We start from the raw sequence: 16,954 nt of genomic DNA, 5'->3' as shown, positions 1-16,954 counted from the left end.
CAGTCGTCTCCGGATGCGGGGTGCACGGGACCTAGGGCCCGGACTTCGCACCTGCGGGGCGACGTAAGATGTTCGTCGTGTCTGAACCGGTGGATGTCGTCCTGATTGGTGGGGGCGTCATGAGCGCCACCCTCGGCTCGCTGCTGCAGCAGCTCGAACCCGACTGGTCGATCACGATCCTCGAGGCCCTGCCGCACGTCGCCCAGGAATCCTCGAACCCGTGGAACAACGCGGGCACCGGCCACTCGGCGCTGTGCGAGCTCAACTACACGCCCGAGAAGAACGGCGTCATCGACACCACCAACGCCGTCAAGATCAACGAGCAGTTCCAGGTCTCGCGCCAGTACTGGTCGTTCCTCGTGTCGAAGGGCCTCCTGCCGGAGCCCGACAAGTTCATCAACCCGGTGCCGCACATCAGCTTCGTGTGGGGCGAGGACAACGTCGACTACCTGCGCCGCCGCTACGAGGCGCTCAAGGACCACCCCCTCTTCCCGGGCATCGAGTTCTCGACCGACGCGTCCGTCATCCGCTCGTGGGCGCCGCTGCTCATCCCCGGCCGCAAGAAGAGCCAGCCGATCGCCGCGACCCGCATCGTGGGCGGAACGGACATCGACTTCGGTGCGCTCACCTCGAACCTCATCGACGGCCTCGTCGCCAACGGGGCGACACTGCACACCGGTCGCCGCGTCACCGGCCTCAAACGACAGAAGGACGGCACCTGGCGCATCACCGGTCGTCGCGACGTCGGGCAGACGCCGTTCACGATGGATGCGCGCTTCGTCTTCGTGGGCGCGGGCGGCGCCGCACTGTCGCTGCTGCAGCGCTCAGGCATCAAGGAGATCCGCGGCTACGGCGGCTTCCCGATCAGCGGCCAGTTCCTGCGGACCGACAACCCCGAGGTGGTCTCCAAGCACCAGGCGAAGGTCTACGGCAAGGCGTCTGTCGGCGCTCCGCCGATGTCCGTGCCGCACCTCGACACGCGCGTCGTCGACGGCCAGAAGAGCCTCCTCTTCGGGCCCTACGCCGGCTTCACGCCCAAGTTCCTCAAGACGGGCTCCTGGTTCGACCTGTTCGGCTCGATCCGGCTCCACAACCTCGGCACCATGATCGGTGCGGGCATCAAGAACCTCGACCTCGTCTGGTACCTCGTCACCGAGCTGCTCGCGAGCCGCAAGAAGCAGCACAGCGTGCTGCAGCAGTTCGCGCCGAACGCGAAGCAGGACGACTGGTACCGCATCACCGCCGGCCAGCGCGTGCAGATCATGAAGCGCGATGCCAACGGCAAGCCGATCATCCAGATGGGCACCGAGGTCGTCGCGGGCGGCGACGGCACGATCGCCGGACTCCTGGGCGCGTCGCCGGGCGCATCCACGGCCGTGCCGATCATGCTCGACGTGCTGAACACCTGCTTCCCCGACCGCATCGCGGAATGGAAGCCGCAGCTCACCGCGATGATCCCGTCGTACGGCACCAAGCTCACCGACAAGCCGAAGTCGGCGGCCAAGATCCTCAAGGGCACCGCGAAAGTGCTCGGCATCGAGGAGTGACGCCCGCGCGCTGACCGCGTCCGCTCCTCCCGGGTGTTCTCTTCGGGAGGAGGACACGCCGCGCCTTGACACACATTCGAACAGGTGTTCGAATGCGTGGATGAGGTGGAGCGGACAGGAGCTGACGGCGGAGGCGGATGACGCCCTCCCGGGCTTCGCGCGCCTCGGCAACTTCGTGCGCACCGTGCAGACGCCCGAGTTCGCCGGCATCACCTTCCACGAGGTGCTGGCGAAGTCCGCGCTCAACCATGTGCCGGGAGCCGCGCGCTCCCTGCCGTTCGGGTGGACCATCAATCCGTACCGCGGATGCTCGCACCAGTGCCGCTTCTGCTTCGCCCGCAACACCCACACCTACCTCGACCTCGACGCGGGCCGCGACTTCGATTCGCAGATCATCGTCAAGGTCAACATCGTGGAGGTGCTGGAGCGCGAGCTCGCGCGTCCCAGCTGGGAGCGCCCCTCTGTGGCGCTCGGCACCAACACCGACCCGTACCAGCGGGCCGAGGGGCGCTACCGGCTGATGCCCGGCATCATCGCCTCGCTCGCGGCATCCGGCACGCCGTTCAGCATTCTCACCAAGGGCACGCTGCTGCGTCGTGACATCCCGCTGCTGCAGGCGGCAGCCGAGCGCGTGCCGGTCGAGACGGCGATCTCGCTCACCGCGTTCGATGAGACGCTGCAGAAGTCGATCGAACCGGGCACGCCCTCCACCGCCGCTCGCCTCGCCACGGTGAAGGCCGTGCGCGAGGCAGGGCTGCCGTGCTCGGTGTTCCTCATGCCGGTGCTGCCCTACCTCACCGATTCGCGTGAGCACCTGGCGCTCGCGCTCGAGCAGATCGCCGAGTCGGGCGCCACGAGCGTCGCCTACAGCGCGCTGCACCTGCGCACCGGGGCGAAGGAGTGGTTCGCTGCATGGCTCGTTCGCGAACACCCCGAGCTCGCGCCCCGCTACCGCGCGCTCTACGGAGACGGCGCCTACGCGCCGAAGGAGTACCGACGCCAGCTCGCTGCGCGCATCCGACCTCTGCTGCGCCGCTACGGGCTGGACCGGCCGCGTCTCGACCCCGCAACGGGCACCCCCGCGGCAATGCGCGGCGTCCGCACTGCCGCCTCGGGCGAGGCGTCGCGCGCTCTCGCAGCCGAGCTCAGCCCCGCGGCGGCTGCCGCGCTCCAGCCGACACTCTTCTGACGCGACGCGATGTGGGGCACCCGGAGGGATGCCTACCGTTCGGTAGGCTCGAGCGCATGGCAGCGACCCCGTCGAGCGCAGTGCGTCGAGGTGAACCCGCAGCTGCACCCGTTCGGCTCGCGATCCTCGATGACCACGAGGTGCTCCTCGAAGCGCTCACATCGTGGGTCGCGCAGAACGCACCCGACTTCGATGTGGTGCTCGCGGCGTCCAGCTGGCTCGAGCTAGTGCAGAGCCCGGCGTTCCCCACCGATCTCGTCTTCATCGATCTGCAGCTCAACGAGGCGATCTCGATCGAGGCGCGTGTGCGCACCTGCCGTGCCGCCGGCGCCAAGGTGATCGTGCTCTCGAGCCTCGACACTCGCGAGGCGCGCGAGCGCGCCGCCGCCGCCGGAGCTGCCGACTTCCTCGCGAAGTCGCTGCCGATGTCGGCGGTCATGGCGTCGGCGCGCCGCGTGATGGGGCTCGGCGCCTCCACCGTGACGCCCGAGGTCGATCACTCGCAGCACCCGCCGCTGCCGCGTCTCAAGCCGAAGCTGAGCCCGGGCGAAGAGGACGCGCTGCGCCTCTACGTCGCCGGCTACAGCACCAACGCGGTCGCCTCCCAGATGGGTGTGCAATATGAGACTGCGAAGACGTACCTGCGCCGCGTGCGCGAGAAGTATGCCAAGGTCGGCCGCCCGGCCGGCAAGAAAGCCGAACTGATCCGGCGAGCAGCCGAGGACGGATACCTGGAATAGTGGCGAAGCTGTACTTCCGTTACGGAGCGATGAACTCCGGAAAGAGCACCGCGCTCCTGCAGGCCGCGTACAACTATGAGGAGCGCGGCCACGAGGTGCTCCTGGCGAAACCTGCGATCGATTCGAAGGGCGACGACGAGATCGTGTCGCGACTCGGCGTCTCGCGCACCGTCGATTTCACGATCGCCCCGGGCGACGATCTGCTGGAGCTGTTCACGCGCGAACGAGCATCGGCTGTCGAGAAGCGCGGCCGCGAGATCAGCTGCCTGCTGCTGGATGAGGCGCAGTTCCTCAGCGAAGGTCAGGTCGACGATCTGCTGCGCATCGCCATCCAGTTGAGCATCCCCGTGCTCGCCTACGGGATCCGCACCGACTTCCAGACGGTCGCGTTCCCCGGCAGCCGTCGGCTTCTCGAGATCGCCCATTCGCTCGAGGAGCTGAAGACGATCTGCCGCTGCGGTCGCAAGGCGGTCTTCAATGCGCGCAAGGTGGGTGACCAGTTCGTCTTCGACGGCGACCAGGTGGCGATCGACGGCGTCGGTGCCGGCTATGAGTCGCTGTGCGGCGCGTGCTACCTGGAGGAGTCGGGCGGCGTTCTCAATCGCGGGTGGCGCCCCAAGCTCGACTTCAGCTACAAGGATGCGCCGGATCCCGACTTCATGTGATGGGGACGTCCCAGAATCGGGTATCCTTGACAAGTTGCCTCTGGCAGCACCGGGGTATGGCGCAGCTTGGTAGCGCGCGTCGTTCGGGACGACGAGGCCGCAGGTTCAAATCCTGTTACCCCGACCAATGAGAAAAGGATCGCCGCAAGGCGGTCCTTTTCTCATTCCCGGACTGCACAGCCTGCCCGCCCTGGGGTGTCAGTTTGTGCCGCCGGGCGGGCGCCCGCGGCGGCACAAACTGACACCTCAAGGCCGGTTGCGTGCAGGTTGGCGGTGGGCGGCGGCACAGCCCGAGCCCATCCGGCTCGCCTAGACTCGGGACCATGCCGATGCGACTCTCCGGCCTGCTCCGCGACCTTCCGGAGGGGATGCTCCTCAACGTCACCGGCGACGCCGAAGTTCTCGCGTCGCCTGTCGAGCGTGCGGACGAGGTGCAGCCGGGTTCGGTGTTCATCGCCCGCCGCGGCAAGGTCGTCGATGGCCGTGAGCTCGCCGCTGAGGCGGTGCGCCGCGGCGCGGTCGCGATCGTGAGCGACGTCGACTCGATCGACCTCGGCGTGCCCTACGTGCGTGTCACCTCCGCGCAGCAGGCGATCGGCTACCTCGCGGCGTCGTGGGCCGGCTGGCCGACGCGCAAGATGGAGGTCACGGGCGTCACCGGCACGAACGGCAAGACGACCACCACGATGCTGCTCCGCGGAGTGATCGGCGCCGCGACGGATGCCCCCGTGGGCCTCATCTCGACCATCGGCACCGAGTACGGCCAGGGCTTCATCCCCGTGGGTCTCCACGTGACCACGCCGGGCGCGCCCCAGGTGCAGGACATGTTCCAGCAGATGGTGGCGAACGGCTTCCCCGAGGCGCTCGTCGAGATGAGCAGCCAGGGTCTCGAGCAGGGGCGCCTGAACGGCATCGGCATCGATTCCGGCGTCTATACGAACCTCACGCACGAGCACCTCGACTACCACGGCACGATCGAGGCCTACCGCGACGCGAAGGCGATCCTGTTCGAGCGCGTCGGCGAGATGGGCGGACTCTCGGTCATCAACGCTGACGACCCCTATGGTGCCTGGATGCGCGACGCCTCCGCGGGCGCCCGCGTCGTCGAGTACGGCATTCACAGCGGCGACTTTCGCCCACAGAACGTCGTGATCGACGGATCCGGCATCCGGATGTCGGTCGACGGCGACGAGTACCGCACAGGGCTCACGGGCGATTTCAACGTCTACAACACGCTCGCGGCGATCGCCTACGGGCTCGGCCGGGGGTGGACGCCGGAGACGATCCAGCGCGGCCTCGATCGTGTGGAGGGCGTCGACGGGCGCATGCAGCTCGTCGACGAGGGGCAGCCGTTCACGGCGCTCGTGGACTTCGCGCACACCCCGGATGCCTACGAGCAGCTCTTCCCGTCGCTGCGGCGCCTGGTGGCACCCGGCGGGCGACTGATCGCCGTGTTCGGCTGCGCGGGGCTCCGCGACACCGAGAAGCGCCACACGATGCCCGCGATCGCCGCACAGCAGACCGACCTCATGATCATGACGGCGAGCGACCCGCGCACCGAGCCGGTCGATGAGATCCTCGACACGATGGAGGCCGCGGCGGCCGGGGCGGGTGCGGTGATGGGCGAGTCGATGCTGCGCATCGTGGATCGCGGCACCGCGATCCTCACCGCCGTGCAGGCCGCGCAGCCGGGTGACGTCGTGGTGGCGTGCGGCAAGGGGCACAAGCAGAGCATGTCGATCGGCGGCGTCGAGCTGCCGTGGGATGACCGGGTGGCACTGCGACTGGCCCTGCGCGGTGTCGCGCTGGGCGGCCTGCCGACCTCACCCGTGGGCGCGCCGACGGTCGCCGAGGCGCGCGCCATTCTGGCCGCCGGAGGCTGATCCCGCCCAGCTGTGCCGAGCGGTCGATCAGGCGGCGTCGGCTGCCGTGAGCGTCACCACGACCGCCTCGGGCGGGCACGCGAACCGCACGGGCGCATACATCGACGTGCCGAGGCCAGCCGACACCTGCAGGTGGGCGGCGCCGTCCATCGTGTGCCACATGCTGAGTCCCTGTGCCTGCGCGTGGGGGATGTCGCAGTTCGTGACGAGCGCGGGGCGCCCGGGAATGCGCACCTGGCCGCCGTGGGTGTGGCCGGCGAAGATCACGTCGGAGCCCACGTCGACGAAGGCGTCGAGCACGCGCTGGTAGGGCGCATGCGTGACACCCACGGTGAGCGGCGGAACGGCGTCCGTCTTCGACCAGCCCGAGTGCTCGCGCATCCGCGCCACTGAGCCCGGCACCTCGTCGGTGCTGTCCCAGCCGCGGTGCGCGTCGGCGGTGCCGACGAACTCGATGCGCGAGCCCTTGAGCTCGACGGCGCGTACGGCGTTGTTGAGGTCCCACCAGCCGAGCTCGTCGCCCAGGAATCCGTTGAGAGCTTCGGTGTCGAGCCGCTCGTGGTTCTCATCGCTGGTGCCGCGCGAGCTGGGCCCGGCGAAGTAGCGGAAGGGATTCTTCAGCTGGGGCCCGAAGTAGTCGTTCGAGCCGTGCGCGAAGACGCCCGGCACTCCCGCGAACGGCTCGAGCGCGCGTCGCACGCCCTCGAGTCCGTCGCGGTGGCCGAGGTTGTCACCCGTGTCGATCACGAGGTCGGGTTCGAGGGCCGCGAGGGAGCGCACGAAGTCCTGCTTCGCGCGCTGCGCTGGCAGCATGTGCAAGTCACTCAGATGCAGGATCGTGAGCGGCCGCGATCCGGGGGCGAGCACCGGCACGGTCTCGTGGCGCACCGTGAAGCGGTTCCGCTCCACGAACACACCCCACGCGAGCGTGGCGAGACCGGCGACAGCTGCCGCCCCCAGGATCGAGCCTGCGACCCGTCCAGCACTCACGGGCTGCCGGGCCCGCCGCCGCCCGGACCGCCTCCGCCGCCCGGACCGCCGCAGTTCGCCTTGCGCACGGTGAGGCGCACCTCGTTGGCTTTATTCACGACCGAGCCTGCTGCGGGGTTCTGGGCCACGACGGTGTCGAGGCTCGACGGGGGATCGGAGGGGCTCGATGCCTCACACGCCTGCGTCACATTCGTGAACCCTGCGCTCTGCAGGGCGTTCCATGCGTCGCTGAACGACTTGCCGGCGACGTCGGGCACGCTCGTGGCCTGACCGTTCGAGGTGAACACGCGCACCGCGGATCCCTTCGGAACCGATGCACCCGAGCCCGGGTCGGTCGCGGCGACGGTGCCCTTGGGCAGATCGGAGTCAACCTCGCCGCCGTCCTCGTAGGTGAGCTTGGCGAGCTTGAGTGCCTGCATCGCCTGCTCCGGGGTGCCGCCGACGAGGTTGTCGGGCACGATCACGGGCGTTCCGGTCATGAGCGACTGGTCGGGGCCGGGGAAGGCGCTTCCCGGGTAGATGCCGTCGATCGCCTGCGCGATGGGCTTGAAGATGCGGTGACGGATGGTGCCGCCGTAGACGCCCTTCACGCTGATGGCACGCAGGCTCTGGTTGCCGCTGATGTTGCCGACCCACACGGCGGTCGAGACGCGCGTGGAGGTTCCGGCCATCCAGGTGTTCTGGGCCTTGTTCGCCGTTCCGGTCTTGCCGATGTAGGGGGTGCCGTCGCGCGGGTTCGAGGCGCTACCTGTACCGCCCGTCATCACCTGCGCCATCGCGTGGGCCGCGGTGTTCGCGACAGCGGGCGAGGCGAGGCTCGGGTTGCAGCTGATCGGCTGGCCGCCGATGTCCTCGCCCGACTGGGTGAGGATGCGGTCGATGATGATCGGCTTGCAGTAGGTGCCCTGGTTGGCGATCGCCGCGTACGCGGCCGAGATGGTGAGCGGCGACAGGTTGTTGTCGCATCCACCGAGCGCGCACGAGGGGTTCGTGTACAGGTCGGAGCCGTCGGGCGCACCGTCGGCGCGGTGCACGCCGAGCGAGCGGGCCATATCGCGGATCTCGCACTGGTCGAGCTCGGCCGCCATCTGAAGGAAGACGGAGTTCACCGACGCCGCGGTTCCGCGGATGGTGTTGTAGAGCCCGCGCTCGCCGGAGTCGTTGCGGAAGGTGTAGTCGGGTCCGCCCCAGACGCCGCCGGCGTTGCAGGTGTCGCGGAACGCCGACATGGGCATCTTGAGGACGCTCGCATCGAACGTCTCCATCGCGCCGTGACCGGCCGCGAGGAACGCGAGGAGCGTGAACGGCTTGTACGTCGATCCGGGCTGCGCGCCCTTGTTCGCGCCGTGCGACGCATCGGCGGAGAAGTTGACGGCCGTGGTGATCTGCTTATCGCCTGCACCGGTGTCGTCGAAGGTCTTGTTCTGCGCCATCACGAGGATGCGGCCGGAGCCCACCTCGACGCTCGAGACGCCCGCACCCAGCTGCATCCGGGTCTCCCCCGGGTCGGCGTACTGAGCGGCGGTCTGCGTGGCGACGGCGTTGAGGCTGGGCACGACCGACAGGACGACCGTGTAGCCGCCCTTCTTCCAGTTCTCCAGCTGCTGTGCCTTGGTCGCGCCGAGGGCGGGAACCTCGCCGTTGTAGATCGACTTGAGTGCGTAGTCGCACGGGAAGCGCAGGTGCTCAGGCGCCGAGGTGCAGCCGTTGCGCGGAGCGTTGTTCATGACGGTGGTCTCGTCGACCGGGGTCGCCTTCGCTTCGGCGTACTCGTCGTCGGTGAGGTGACCCTCCTTGTGCATCCAGTACAGGATGATGTCGCGGCGCTCGCGGTTCTTCTCGTAGTTCTCGGGGTTGCCGAGGTTGCGCGCGGAGGGGTACTGCACGATCGCGATGAGGCTCGCGGCCTGCGCGGGTGTCAGCTCGCTCGCCGTGGTGCCGAAGTAGCGCTGAGCGCCGGCCTCGACGCCGTACGTCGTGCCGCCCATGAGCACGATGTTGAGGTAGGCGGCGAGGATCTCCTCCTTGGTGTACTGCTTCTCCAGGGAGATCGCGTACTTCATCTCCTTGAGCTTGCGGCCCATGTCGGGCCACGTGGCGGCCTTGACCTCCTCGTCGCGCATCTCCTTGGTGTATGTCGCGGAGAGCGGCGTGTTCTCGGCACGCGAGACGAGGATGTTGCGCACGAGCTGCATGGTGAGTGTCGAGGCGCCACCCGCGTCGTTGCCGGTGACCTGGCCGAGCGCGGCGCGCGCGACGGACGGGATGTCGACGCCGCCGTGCTCGTAGAAGCGGCGGTCCTCACCGTCGATGGCGGCCCAGATGAGGTCCTGATCCATCTGGTCCAGCGGCACGTCTTCGCGGTTCTGGTCGAAGAGGTCGGCGACGTGCACCTCGGTGCCGTCCGCTTCGTACGCGATGAACTGGTTGCGCTGCGGCTGGGATTCGAGCGTGATGTGCTCGGGGAGGTCGTTGAACACGTTCACCGAATTCGCGGCGGTCATGCCGGTCACGGCGATCGCGGGTGCGACCATGACGGTGACGAGCAGACCGGCGATGGCGCTGAATCCGATGAGGCCGAGACCGGCCCCGAACAGACTCGTAGCCGATGATCTTTGAGCGGGCATAGGGTTCAGGGTAGGGGACGTGACCCTCTCAATTGCTGAACGGAAGCCTCAAAATTGCAGACATGGGAATATCTCACTACGCCATTGCTCATCCACAACACCACCGCGATCCTCAATAACTGGGGTTCTCAGGGCTGGGAGCTGGTCCAGATCGTGACCGGTCCTGAGGGTGGACTTGTGGCATATCTTAAGCGTCCTATCGAAGGGGGAGACCTGTGAGCATCGCCGACCGTCTGACCGAACTGGGGCTTGCGCTGCCCCCTGTCGCTGCCCCCGTGGCCGCATACGTGCCCGCCGTCGTCTCGGGCAACCACGTCTACACCTCGGGCCAGCTGCCCATGGTGGGCGGCGTGCTGCCTGCCACCGGCAAGGTCGGCGCCGAGGTCTCCGCGGAGGAGGCGAAGGAGTTCGCCCGCGTCTGCGCGCTCAACGCCCTCGCGGCCGCCGAGTCGGTGATCGGGTCGCTCGATCGCGTGACGAAGGTCGTCAAGGTCGTCGGCTTCGTGTCGTCCGCGCCGGAGTTCACGGGCCAGCCGGGCGTCGTCAACGGCGCGTCCGAGCTGCTCGGCGAGATCTTCGGCGAGATCGGCGTGCACGCGCGGTCGGCTGTCGGCGTCGCGGTGCTGCCGCTCGACGCGCCCGTCGAGGTGGAGCTGCTGCTCGAGTTCGCCTGACCTGAGCACGCGAAGCGGGGGCCGGATCCGATCCGACCCCCGCTTCCTCATTCGTCGGCGGCGTCGAAGATCTGCTCGATCGGCAGTTCGAATGCGCGCGCGATGCGGAACGCCAGCGGCAGGGAGGGATCGAAGCGCCCGCGTTCGATCGAGATGATCGTCTGCCGGGAGACGCCCAGTTCGTCGGCGAGCCGCTGCTGCGACCATCCGCGGTCCCGCCGCAGGTCGGGGAGGCTGTTGCGCACCGCTCAGCCCCGTCGGCGCTGGATGGCGTAGCGGATGCCGAATGCCCCCATCGCGACGAGCAGCACCGCGGCGAGGGCGAGGGTCGTCGGGAACTCCGCTCCCGTGAGGGCGACGGCGGCGGTTCCGAGACCGACGATGAGCAGCACGTCGGTGAAGGCATCGCTGCTGGCGCGCACGTACCACGCGGATTCGACGGTCTGCTCGGGGTCGCGGGCCGCGCCGCGCAGGGTGTCGCGGTCGACGAGGGCGATCCATGCGAACCCTGCCAGCGGCGGTGTCAGCAGGATCGCGATGAGGATGCTTGCGATCAGCGGATGCGGGCCGGCGTTTCCGGTGGTGCCGATGATCGCCCCTGCGGCGATCGCGAGGGTGGCTCCGATGGGCAGGGCGACCGCCATTGCGGATGCGCGCCTGCTGCCGAAGCGCACACGGCCCCAACGCGAGCGGGTGTCGGTGTCGTCCTGTTCGAGCATTTCCGCCTCCCTGTAAAGCGAGCTTGACGTGTTGCATCAGCGTCCCATGTCAAGCGTGCTTGACGCAAGGGGAGTTCTGCGGGAGGAACGCAGAAGGAGGGAGCCGGATCCGATCCGGCCCCCTCCTTCCCTGTCACGTCAGACTGCGGCGCGCGTCCGCATCTTGTCGCTGATCGTCTGCATCACCATCGTGTCCGCGAGCGTCGTGGTGTCGCCGATCTGGCGGCCCTCGGCGGCGTCGCGCAGCAGGCGGCGCATGATCTTGCCGGAGCGGGTCTTCGGAAGCTCCGTCACGATGAAGATGTCGCGGGGGCGGGCGATCGCACCGATCGCCTGGGTCACATGCGACTTCAGCAGTGTGACGAACTCCTCGTCCGTGTGCTCCTCGCGGTGCGACTGCTTCACGATCACGAACGCCACGACCGCCTGGCCGGTGGTCTCATCCGAGGCGCCGACGACAGCGGCCTCGGCGACCATCGGGTTGCCGACGAGCGCCGACTCGATCTCGGTCGTCGAGAGGCGGTGGCCCGAGACGTTCATGACGTCGTCGATGCGGCCGAGCAGCCAGATGTCGCCGTCCTCGTCCACGTGCGCGCCGTCGCCCGCGAAGTAGCGCCAGCCGTCGTCGCGGAACTTCTCCCAGTACGTCTCGACGAAGCGGTCCGGGTCGCCCCAGATGCCGCGCAGCATCGACGGCCACGGGTCGCGGACCGTCAGCAGGCCGCCGTTCGGCGGATCGACGCGCGTGCCGTCATCCGAGAGGATGTCGACCTTGATGCCGGGCTGCGGCACCTGCGCGCTGCCCGGCTTGACGGCCGTGATGCCGGGGAGCGCCGCGATCATGATCGCGCCCGTCTCGGTCTGCCACCAGGTATCGACGATGGGGGTGACTCCCGCGCCGATCACCTCGCGGTACCAGATCCACGCCTCCGGGTTGATGGGCTCGCCCACCGAGCCGAGCAGGCGCAGGCTCGACAGGTCGAACTCCTGCGGGATCTGGCGTCCGAGCTTCATGAACGAGCGGATCGCGGTGGGCGCGGTGTAGAGGATCGTCACCTTGTGCTTCTCGATGAGCTCCCACCAGCGGCCCGGGTGCGGGGTGTCGGGGGTGCCTTCGTAGATGAGCTGGGTGGCGCCGTTCGCGAGCGGGCCGTAGACGACGTAGCTGTGGCCCGTGATCCAGCCGATGTCGGCGGTGCACCAGAAGACGTCCTTCTCGGGGTGCAGGTCGAAGACGTCGTGGTGGGTCGCGGCGGCCTGCGTGAGGTAGCCGCCCGACGTGTGGACGATGCCCTTCGGCTTTCCGGTGGTGCCCGAGGTGTAGAGGATGAACAGCGGGTTCTCGGCCTCGAAGCCCTGCGCCTCGTGCTCGTCGGATGCGGTGTCGACGACGTCGTGCCACCAGACGTCGCGGCCCTCGGTCCACGCGACGTCGTTGCCGCCGCGCTTCACCACGAGCACCTTCTCGATGCTCGTCTCGCCCGAGACGGCCTCATCGACCGTGGGCTTCAGGGCGAAGACCTTTCCCTTGCGGTAACCGCCGTCGGCCGTCACCACGACCTTCGCCTGGGCGTCGTCGATGCGGGCGCGGAGGGATTCGGCGCTGAAGCCGCCGAATACGACCGAGTGGATCGCGCCGAGGCGGGCGATCGCGAGCATCGCGATGAGGGCTTCGGGCACGAGCGGCATGTACACGGCGACGCGGTCGCCCTGCCCCACGCCGAGGCTCGCGAGGGCGTTGGCGGCGCGCTTCACCTCACGCGTGAGCTCGGCGTAGGTGAAGCTGCGGCTGTCGCCGGGCTCGCCCTCCCAGTGGATCGCGACGCGGTCGCCGCGCCCCTCGAGCACATGGCGGTCGAGGCAGTTGTAGGCGACGTTGATCTCGCCATCGGCGAACCACTTCGCGAACGGGGGGTTCGTCCAATCGAGGACGGATTCGAAGGGCTTGTGCCAGTGCAGCTCACGGGCGCGGTCGGCCCAGTAGGCGAGACGGTCGTCGTTCGCGCGGGCGTAGAGTTCGGGGCTGACGACGGTGTCAGCGGCGAACTCGGGGCTCGGTGCGAAGCGGCGGGTCTCGGTGAGCAGGCTGTCGATCGAGGTCATGGACGTCATCATCCTTGTGTCGAATCGCGACTGTGCCTGTAGTCGCGCGGAGTCTTCCGGGGAACGCTCTGATCGTACCTGCGCAGCCGACGTGCCGGCGACGATCGCGCGGATGCTGCGATGAGCGGTAGCGCGGGGCAGGTGAGCGGAGCGTGCCCTGTGGATCGACCGTTGAAATGCGGCGCGATCTGAGTAGGATGAGGCCCACCGAGCGAATAGTTCTCGGATTCGCGGTGCCACGATCTCCCCCATCCTGGCACCGTAGTGGCGGCGCCCTCTTCCCCCCAACTGGGCGCCGCCCCTCCGTCTCTCCCGCGTTTCCGGCGCTGTCGGCCGCTCCTGCGGAGGGTCCTCCCCAGGGGGTGTGCCGCGCGTTCCTCCCCGATGTCACGGGGGCGACTCCGCTTGCGACCGGCGCGCGCGCACGATCGAGCGATGTCGCATCCGACGCCAGAACTGCTCGGCCCGCTCGCGCCCTACTTCGCCGACCCCGACGTGACGGATGTGTTCGTCAACCCCGACGGCGGTGTGTGGGTCGACCGCGGGAAGGGAGCCGTGCCCGAGCCGGTGCGCATCCCGAGCGGGGAGTCGCGCGACCTCGCTGTGCGTCTGGTCGCGGCGGGCGGGCGGCATCTCGACGAGGCGACTCCGTGCGGCGATGTGCGCCTCGGCGACGGCATTCGCGTGCACGGGGTCCTTCCGCCGCTGGCGCGGCCAGGAGCCGCACTGTCGATCCGCGTGCCGCGTGCCGTGCCGCTGTCGCTCGAGGGCCTTGCCGCTGGCGGATTCTTCGCGCGGGTGCCGTTGGATGCGGTCGCGCGTCTCGTCGCCGATCGAGCCAACCTGCTCATCACGGGTGCCGCCGGAAGCGGCAAGACCACGCTCCTCGCCGCGCTCCTCGCGCATGCCTCCCACGCCGACCGCATCGTCGTGGTGGAGGACGTCGCCGAGCTTCGCGTCTCGCACCCGCATGTCGTGCGGCTCGAGTCGCGCCAGCCGAACCTCGAGGGTGCGGGCGGGATCGGGCTCGACCGGCTCGTGCGTGAGGCCCTGCGGATGCGCCCAGACCGGCTCGTGGTGGGGGAGTGCCGCGGGCTCGAGTTCCGCGAGCTCGTGAGCGCGCTCAACACCGGTCACGACGGCGGTGCCGGCACCCTGCACGCCAACTCGCTCGCCGATGTTCCCGCTCGTCTCGAAGCTCTCGGCGCGCTCGTGGGGTGGTCGCCGGATGCCGTCGCGCGCCAGGCCGTGAGCGCGTTCGACACCGTGCTGCACCTGGAACGCACGCCCGAGGGCGTGCGGCGGGTCGCCGAATGCGGGGTGCTGCGCATCGACGCAGCGGGGCGGCTCCTCGCGGAGTCGACATGAAGGCCAAGGGTGACGCCGGTGCGCCATTCGAGGAGCTTGCCGCCGAGGTCCACTGGCTGAGCGTGCTTCTGGCGGCTGGACTCGACCCGATGACGGCCGTGCGGGCGCTCGCCGAAGAATCACCCGCGTGGCGGGCGGCGGCAGGGTGCGCGAGCCCCGCCGAAGTGCCGGATGCTCTGCGCGGTGCGTCGGGGGCGGGGGCGGGGGTGCCGGCGGGATCCGGACCGCAGCGCGCATGGGCGACGGTCGCGGCTACGTGGTCGGTCGCGGTCGAAACCGGTGCGCCGCTCGCTGCCACGCTCGAACGCTCGGCGCACGATCTGCGGGCACACGCCGATGTGGAGCGCCAGATCGACGTCGCACTCGCAGGCCCCATCGCGACGGCGCGCACGGTCGCCTTCCTGCCGCTCGCCGGCTTGGGGCTCGGTGTGCTGCTCGGCGTGGATGTGCTCGGCATCGTTTTCGGCAGCGTCCCCGGCGCCGCCGCGGCGGCGCTGGGCATCGGCGGTCTCGTGGCGGGCACGCGCTGGAACCGCAGGCTCATCGCGGCGGCGCGCATCCGCGACGTGCACGCGGGCATCGGACCTGAGCTGCTTGCGCTTGCGCTGTCGGGCGGGGCGCCACCCGACCGCGCGCTCACGCTCGTGGCCGAGGCGGCGCGCGAATGCGGGGTGGAGGCCGCGGATGCGGAAGCGGAAGCGACGCTCGCATTCGCGCGGCGGGCGGGCGTTCCCGCATCCGCGCTGCTGCGGGGGGATGCCGCCCGCGCTCGCCGGGTGGCCCTCACGGATGGGCTGCGGTCCGCGGCGGTGCTCGGCACGCGCCTGCTCGCACCGCTCGCCGTCTGCTTCCTCCCCGCTTTCGTGCTCCTCGGCGTCGTGCCGCTCATCCTCGGTATTCTGCGCGACGTGCTCGCAGCGTTCTGACCCAGAGGTGGGGGGCGACAGCGATCCCGTCCCGTTCGAGACTGGAGGGATGGAAACCGCACCGATCCTGACCTGGACTCTCCAGCAGGAGATCCCCGTACCCGCCGATGTCGACTCCCTTCTCGTCGAAGGCGAGCAGGCTGTCGCCTCGTTCAAGACCTTCCGCGACTCGGCGACCTTCACCACGAAGCGCCTCATCGTGCGCGACGCGCAGGGCATCACCGGCAAGAAGGTCGAGATCTACTCCCTCCCGTACAACGCCATCAACATGTGGTCGTCCGAGAACGCGGGCACGCTCGACTGGAATTCCGAGATCGAGCTGTGGACGCGCGCCGGGCACATCAAAGTGAAGGTCGGCAAGGGCGCCGACATCCGTCGCATCGACAGCCTGATCGCGTGGGCGGTGCTGCAGCACTGACTCCGAGTGCCCACCGTCGCCCCTGCTCTCCTCCCGAGGGTGGGGGCGTCGTCGTCGTGCACGGGTGCGGGTGAACGGAGAATGAGCAGCCCCGCGCTCGACGACGATCGAAGGGTCGTGCCGACCACCTTCCGATAGAGGAGTACGGCATGCGGTTGATGCGGTTGAGCGAGCGGATGCAGCGGCGGCTGCGGCGGCTGCAGGATGACGACGGGGCGGCCACAGCCGAGTACGTCATCACGATCATGGCGGCAGTGGGCTTCGCGGGGCTGCTGGTAGTGATCCTCCGATCGGGTGAGGTGCAGCAGATCCTGACCGACCTGGTGCGCAATGCGCTCAGTGTGGGCGGATGACGCCGGCAGCGCCGCCGCTGAGTTCGCGGTCGCGCTGCCCGCTGTCGCGCTCGTGCTCGGGCTGTGTGTGAGCGGGGTCGCGGTGAGCGCGCAGCAGGTGCGCCTCCAGGACGCCGCGGCCGATGCGGCGCGGTCGCTCGGTCGGGGCGAATCGGCGGCGGTCGCGGCAGGGCACGCTGCTCGCGGGATCGCAGGGGTCGGTCTCGAGAGCTGGATGTCGGGCGAGCTCGTGTGCGCGCGGGTCAGCGCGCCCGCGGCCGGGCCGATCGGGGCGACCGGCCTGCGCCTGCAGGCGACGAGCTGTGCGCTCGATGGGGGCCGATGATGCGACGTCCGCGACGTCCGCGACGACCGCGGCCGCCGTCTCGGATGCGACGGCGGGTGCTCCGGCGACTCGTGCTGATGCGGTGGCGAGCAGACGACGGCGCGGGTTCGGTGCTCGCCCTCGCGATCGTCGCGGTCGTGGTGCTGGTCGCGCTCTCGCTCATCGTCGCGACCGCCGCCTTCGCCGCCCGGCAGCGGGTCGTCGCGGCGGCCGATGCTGCGGCGCTTGCCGCCGCGGACGTGCGACTCGGAGTCGTCGCGGGAGATCCGTGTGCGGTCGCGGACCGCGTCGCGCGGGCGCACGGTGCGCGGCTCACGTCCTGTGCGCTCGACGGAGCCGTCGCCACGGTCGAGGCCTCCGCCGAGCTCCTCGGAGTTCCGATCCGCATCACGTCTCGCGCAGGGCCGCCGTGAGTGGCGCCGGACAC

Annotated in this window: 17 protein-coding genes and 1 tRNA gene; 13 read left to right on the top strand and 5 right to left on the bottom strand. The window is 69.4% G+C overall.

Annotation, left to right across the window (positions count from 1 at the left end):
- The first annotated feature begins 68 nt into the window (after window positions 1-68).
- The 6 genes from HCR12_RS11395 (at window position 69) to HCR12_RS11370 (ending at window position 6,024) form a co-directional block, all read left to right on the top strand.
- Complete coding sequence (locus tag HCR12_RS11395) at window positions 69-1,547, top strand: malate:quinone oxidoreductase (RefSeq protein WP_191412337.1); 1,479 nt, start codon at window positions 69-71, stop codon at window positions 1,545-1,547.
- A 100-nt stretch (window positions 1,548-1,647) separates the two neighbouring features.
- Window positions 1,648-2,736: an Rv2578c family radical SAM protein gene (locus tag HCR12_RS11390; RefSeq protein ID WP_166866502.1), complete on the top strand. Its 1,089-nt coding sequence runs from the start codon at window positions 1,648-1,650 to the stop codon at window positions 2,734-2,736.
- Between the two features lie 56 nt (window positions 2,737-2,792).
- Complete coding sequence (locus tag HCR12_RS11385) at window positions 2,793-3,476, top strand: response regulator transcription factor (protein WP_166866501.1); 684 nt, start codon at window positions 2,793-2,795, stop codon at window positions 3,474-3,476.
- Window positions 3,476-4,141 carry a thymidine kinase gene (locus HCR12_RS11380; RefSeq protein ID WP_166866498.1) on the top strand — a complete coding sequence of 222 codons (666 nt, stop codon included), beginning with the start codon at window positions 3,476-3,478 and terminating at the stop codon, window positions 4,139-4,141. The genes HCR12_RS11385 and HCR12_RS11380 overlap by 1 nt, the downstream gene beginning before the upstream one ends.
- Before the next feature lie 50 nt (window positions 4,142-4,191).
- Window positions 4,192-4,268: transfer RNA gene (locus HCR12_RS11375), tRNA-Pro, on the top strand.
- Window positions 4,269-4,464: 196 nt separating this feature from the next.
- The gene (locus HCR12_RS11370) at window positions 4,465-6,024 is read left to right on the top strand and encodes a UDP-N-acetylmuramoyl-L-alanyl-D-glutamate--2,6-diaminopimelate ligase (protein WP_166866496.1); all 1,560 of its coding nucleotides are present in this window, start codon (window positions 4,465-4,467) and stop codon (window positions 6,022-6,024) included.
- Between the two features lie 27 nt (window positions 6,025-6,051).
- On the opposite strand, the gene HCR12_RS11365 is transcribed toward HCR12_RS11370, so the two are convergent.
- Together HCR12_RS11365 and HCR12_RS11360 are read right to left on the bottom strand one after the other, a co-directional pair.
- Window positions 6,052-7,014, bottom strand: a complete 963-nt coding sequence (locus HCR12_RS11365) for a metallophosphoesterase (RefSeq protein WP_166866494.1) — start codon at window positions 7,012-7,014, stop codon at window positions 6,052-6,054.
- Window positions 7,011-9,641, bottom strand: a complete 2,631-nt coding sequence (locus HCR12_RS11360; RefSeq protein WP_166866492.1) for a transglycosylase domain-containing protein — start codon at window positions 9,639-9,641, stop codon at window positions 7,011-7,013. The genes HCR12_RS11365 and HCR12_RS11360 overlap by 4 nt, the downstream gene beginning before the upstream one ends.
- A gap of 215 nt (window positions 9,642-9,856) precedes the next feature.
- Here HCR12_RS11360 and HCR12_RS11355 point away from each other — a divergent pair, with 215 nt between their 5' ends.
- The gene (locus HCR12_RS11355) at window positions 9,857-10,315 is read left to right on the top strand and encodes a RidA family protein (protein ID WP_166866490.1); all 459 of its coding nucleotides are present in this window, start codon (window positions 9,857-9,859) and stop codon (window positions 10,313-10,315) included.
- A gap of 47 nt (window positions 10,316-10,362) precedes the next feature.
- Here the strand turns inward: HCR12_RS11355 and HCR12_RS11350 are convergent, their stop codons facing one another.
- The 3 genes from HCR12_RS11350 to acs form a co-directional block, all read right to left on the bottom strand.
- Complete coding sequence (locus tag HCR12_RS11350; RefSeq protein ID WP_166866488.1) at window positions 10,363-10,560, bottom strand: helix-turn-helix transcriptional regulator; 198 nt, start codon at window positions 10,558-10,560, stop codon at window positions 10,363-10,365.
- 3 nt (window positions 10,561-10,563) lie between these two features.
- Window positions 10,564-11,034, bottom strand: coding sequence for a hypothetical protein (locus HCR12_RS11345; protein ID WP_166866487.1), 471 nt, complete (start codon window positions 11,032-11,034; stop codon window positions 10,564-10,566).
- Window positions 11,035-11,172: 138 nt separating this feature from the next.
- Window positions 11,173-13,137, bottom strand: a complete 1,965-nt coding sequence (gene acs / locus HCR12_RS11340) for an acetate--CoA ligase (RefSeq protein WP_166866485.1) — start codon at window positions 13,135-13,137, stop codon at window positions 11,173-11,175.
- A 435-nt stretch (window positions 13,138-13,572) separates the two neighbouring features.
- Here acs and HCR12_RS11335 point away from each other — a divergent pair, with 435 nt between their 5' ends.
- From HCR12_RS11335 to HCR12_RS11310, 6 genes are all read left to right on the top strand, one after another.
- Window positions 13,573-14,505, top strand: coding sequence for a TadA family conjugal transfer-associated ATPase (locus HCR12_RS11335; protein ID WP_224763442.1), 933 nt, complete (start codon window positions 13,573-13,575; stop codon window positions 14,503-14,505).
- On the top strand, window positions 14,502-15,431 hold the full coding sequence (locus HCR12_RS11330) for a type II secretion system F family protein (protein WP_166866479.1): 930 nt from the start codon (window positions 14,502-14,504) through the stop codon (window positions 15,429-15,431). The genes HCR12_RS11335 and HCR12_RS11330 overlap by 4 nt, the downstream gene beginning before the upstream one ends.
- Window positions 15,432-15,480: 49 nt before the next feature.
- Window positions 15,481-15,849 (top strand): PH domain-containing protein, encoded by a 369-nt coding sequence (locus tag HCR12_RS11325; protein ID WP_166866477.1) that lies wholly within the window; start codon window positions 15,481-15,483, stop codon window positions 15,847-15,849.
- Window positions 15,850-15,998: 149 nt separating this feature from the next.
- The gene (locus tag HCR12_RS11320) at window positions 15,999-16,202 is read left to right on the top strand and encodes a DUF4244 domain-containing protein (protein ID WP_224763440.1); all 204 of its coding nucleotides are present in this window, start codon (window positions 15,999-16,001) and stop codon (window positions 16,200-16,202) included.
- Window positions 16,180-16,527, top strand: coding sequence for a TadE family type IV pilus minor pilin (locus tag HCR12_RS11315; RefSeq protein WP_166866475.1), 348 nt, complete (start codon window positions 16,180-16,182; stop codon window positions 16,525-16,527). Before HCR12_RS11320 ends, HCR12_RS11315 begins: the two co-directional genes overlap by 23 nt.
- Before the next feature lie 77 nt (window positions 16,528-16,604).
- Window positions 16,605-16,940, top strand: a complete 336-nt coding sequence (locus HCR12_RS11310; protein WP_166866473.1) for an Rv3654c family TadE-like protein — start codon at window positions 16,605-16,607, stop codon at window positions 16,938-16,940.
- Window positions 16,941-16,954 lie beyond the last annotated feature (14 nt).

Origin of the sequence: Salinibacterium sp. ZJ70 (assembly GCF_011751865.2) — a bacterium.
In the GTDB taxonomy this organism is placed as follows: Bacteria; Actinomycetota; Actinomycetes; order Actinomycetales; family Microbacteriaceae; genus Homoserinibacter.
This window is presented reverse-complemented; position numbering and strand designations above follow the sequence as displayed.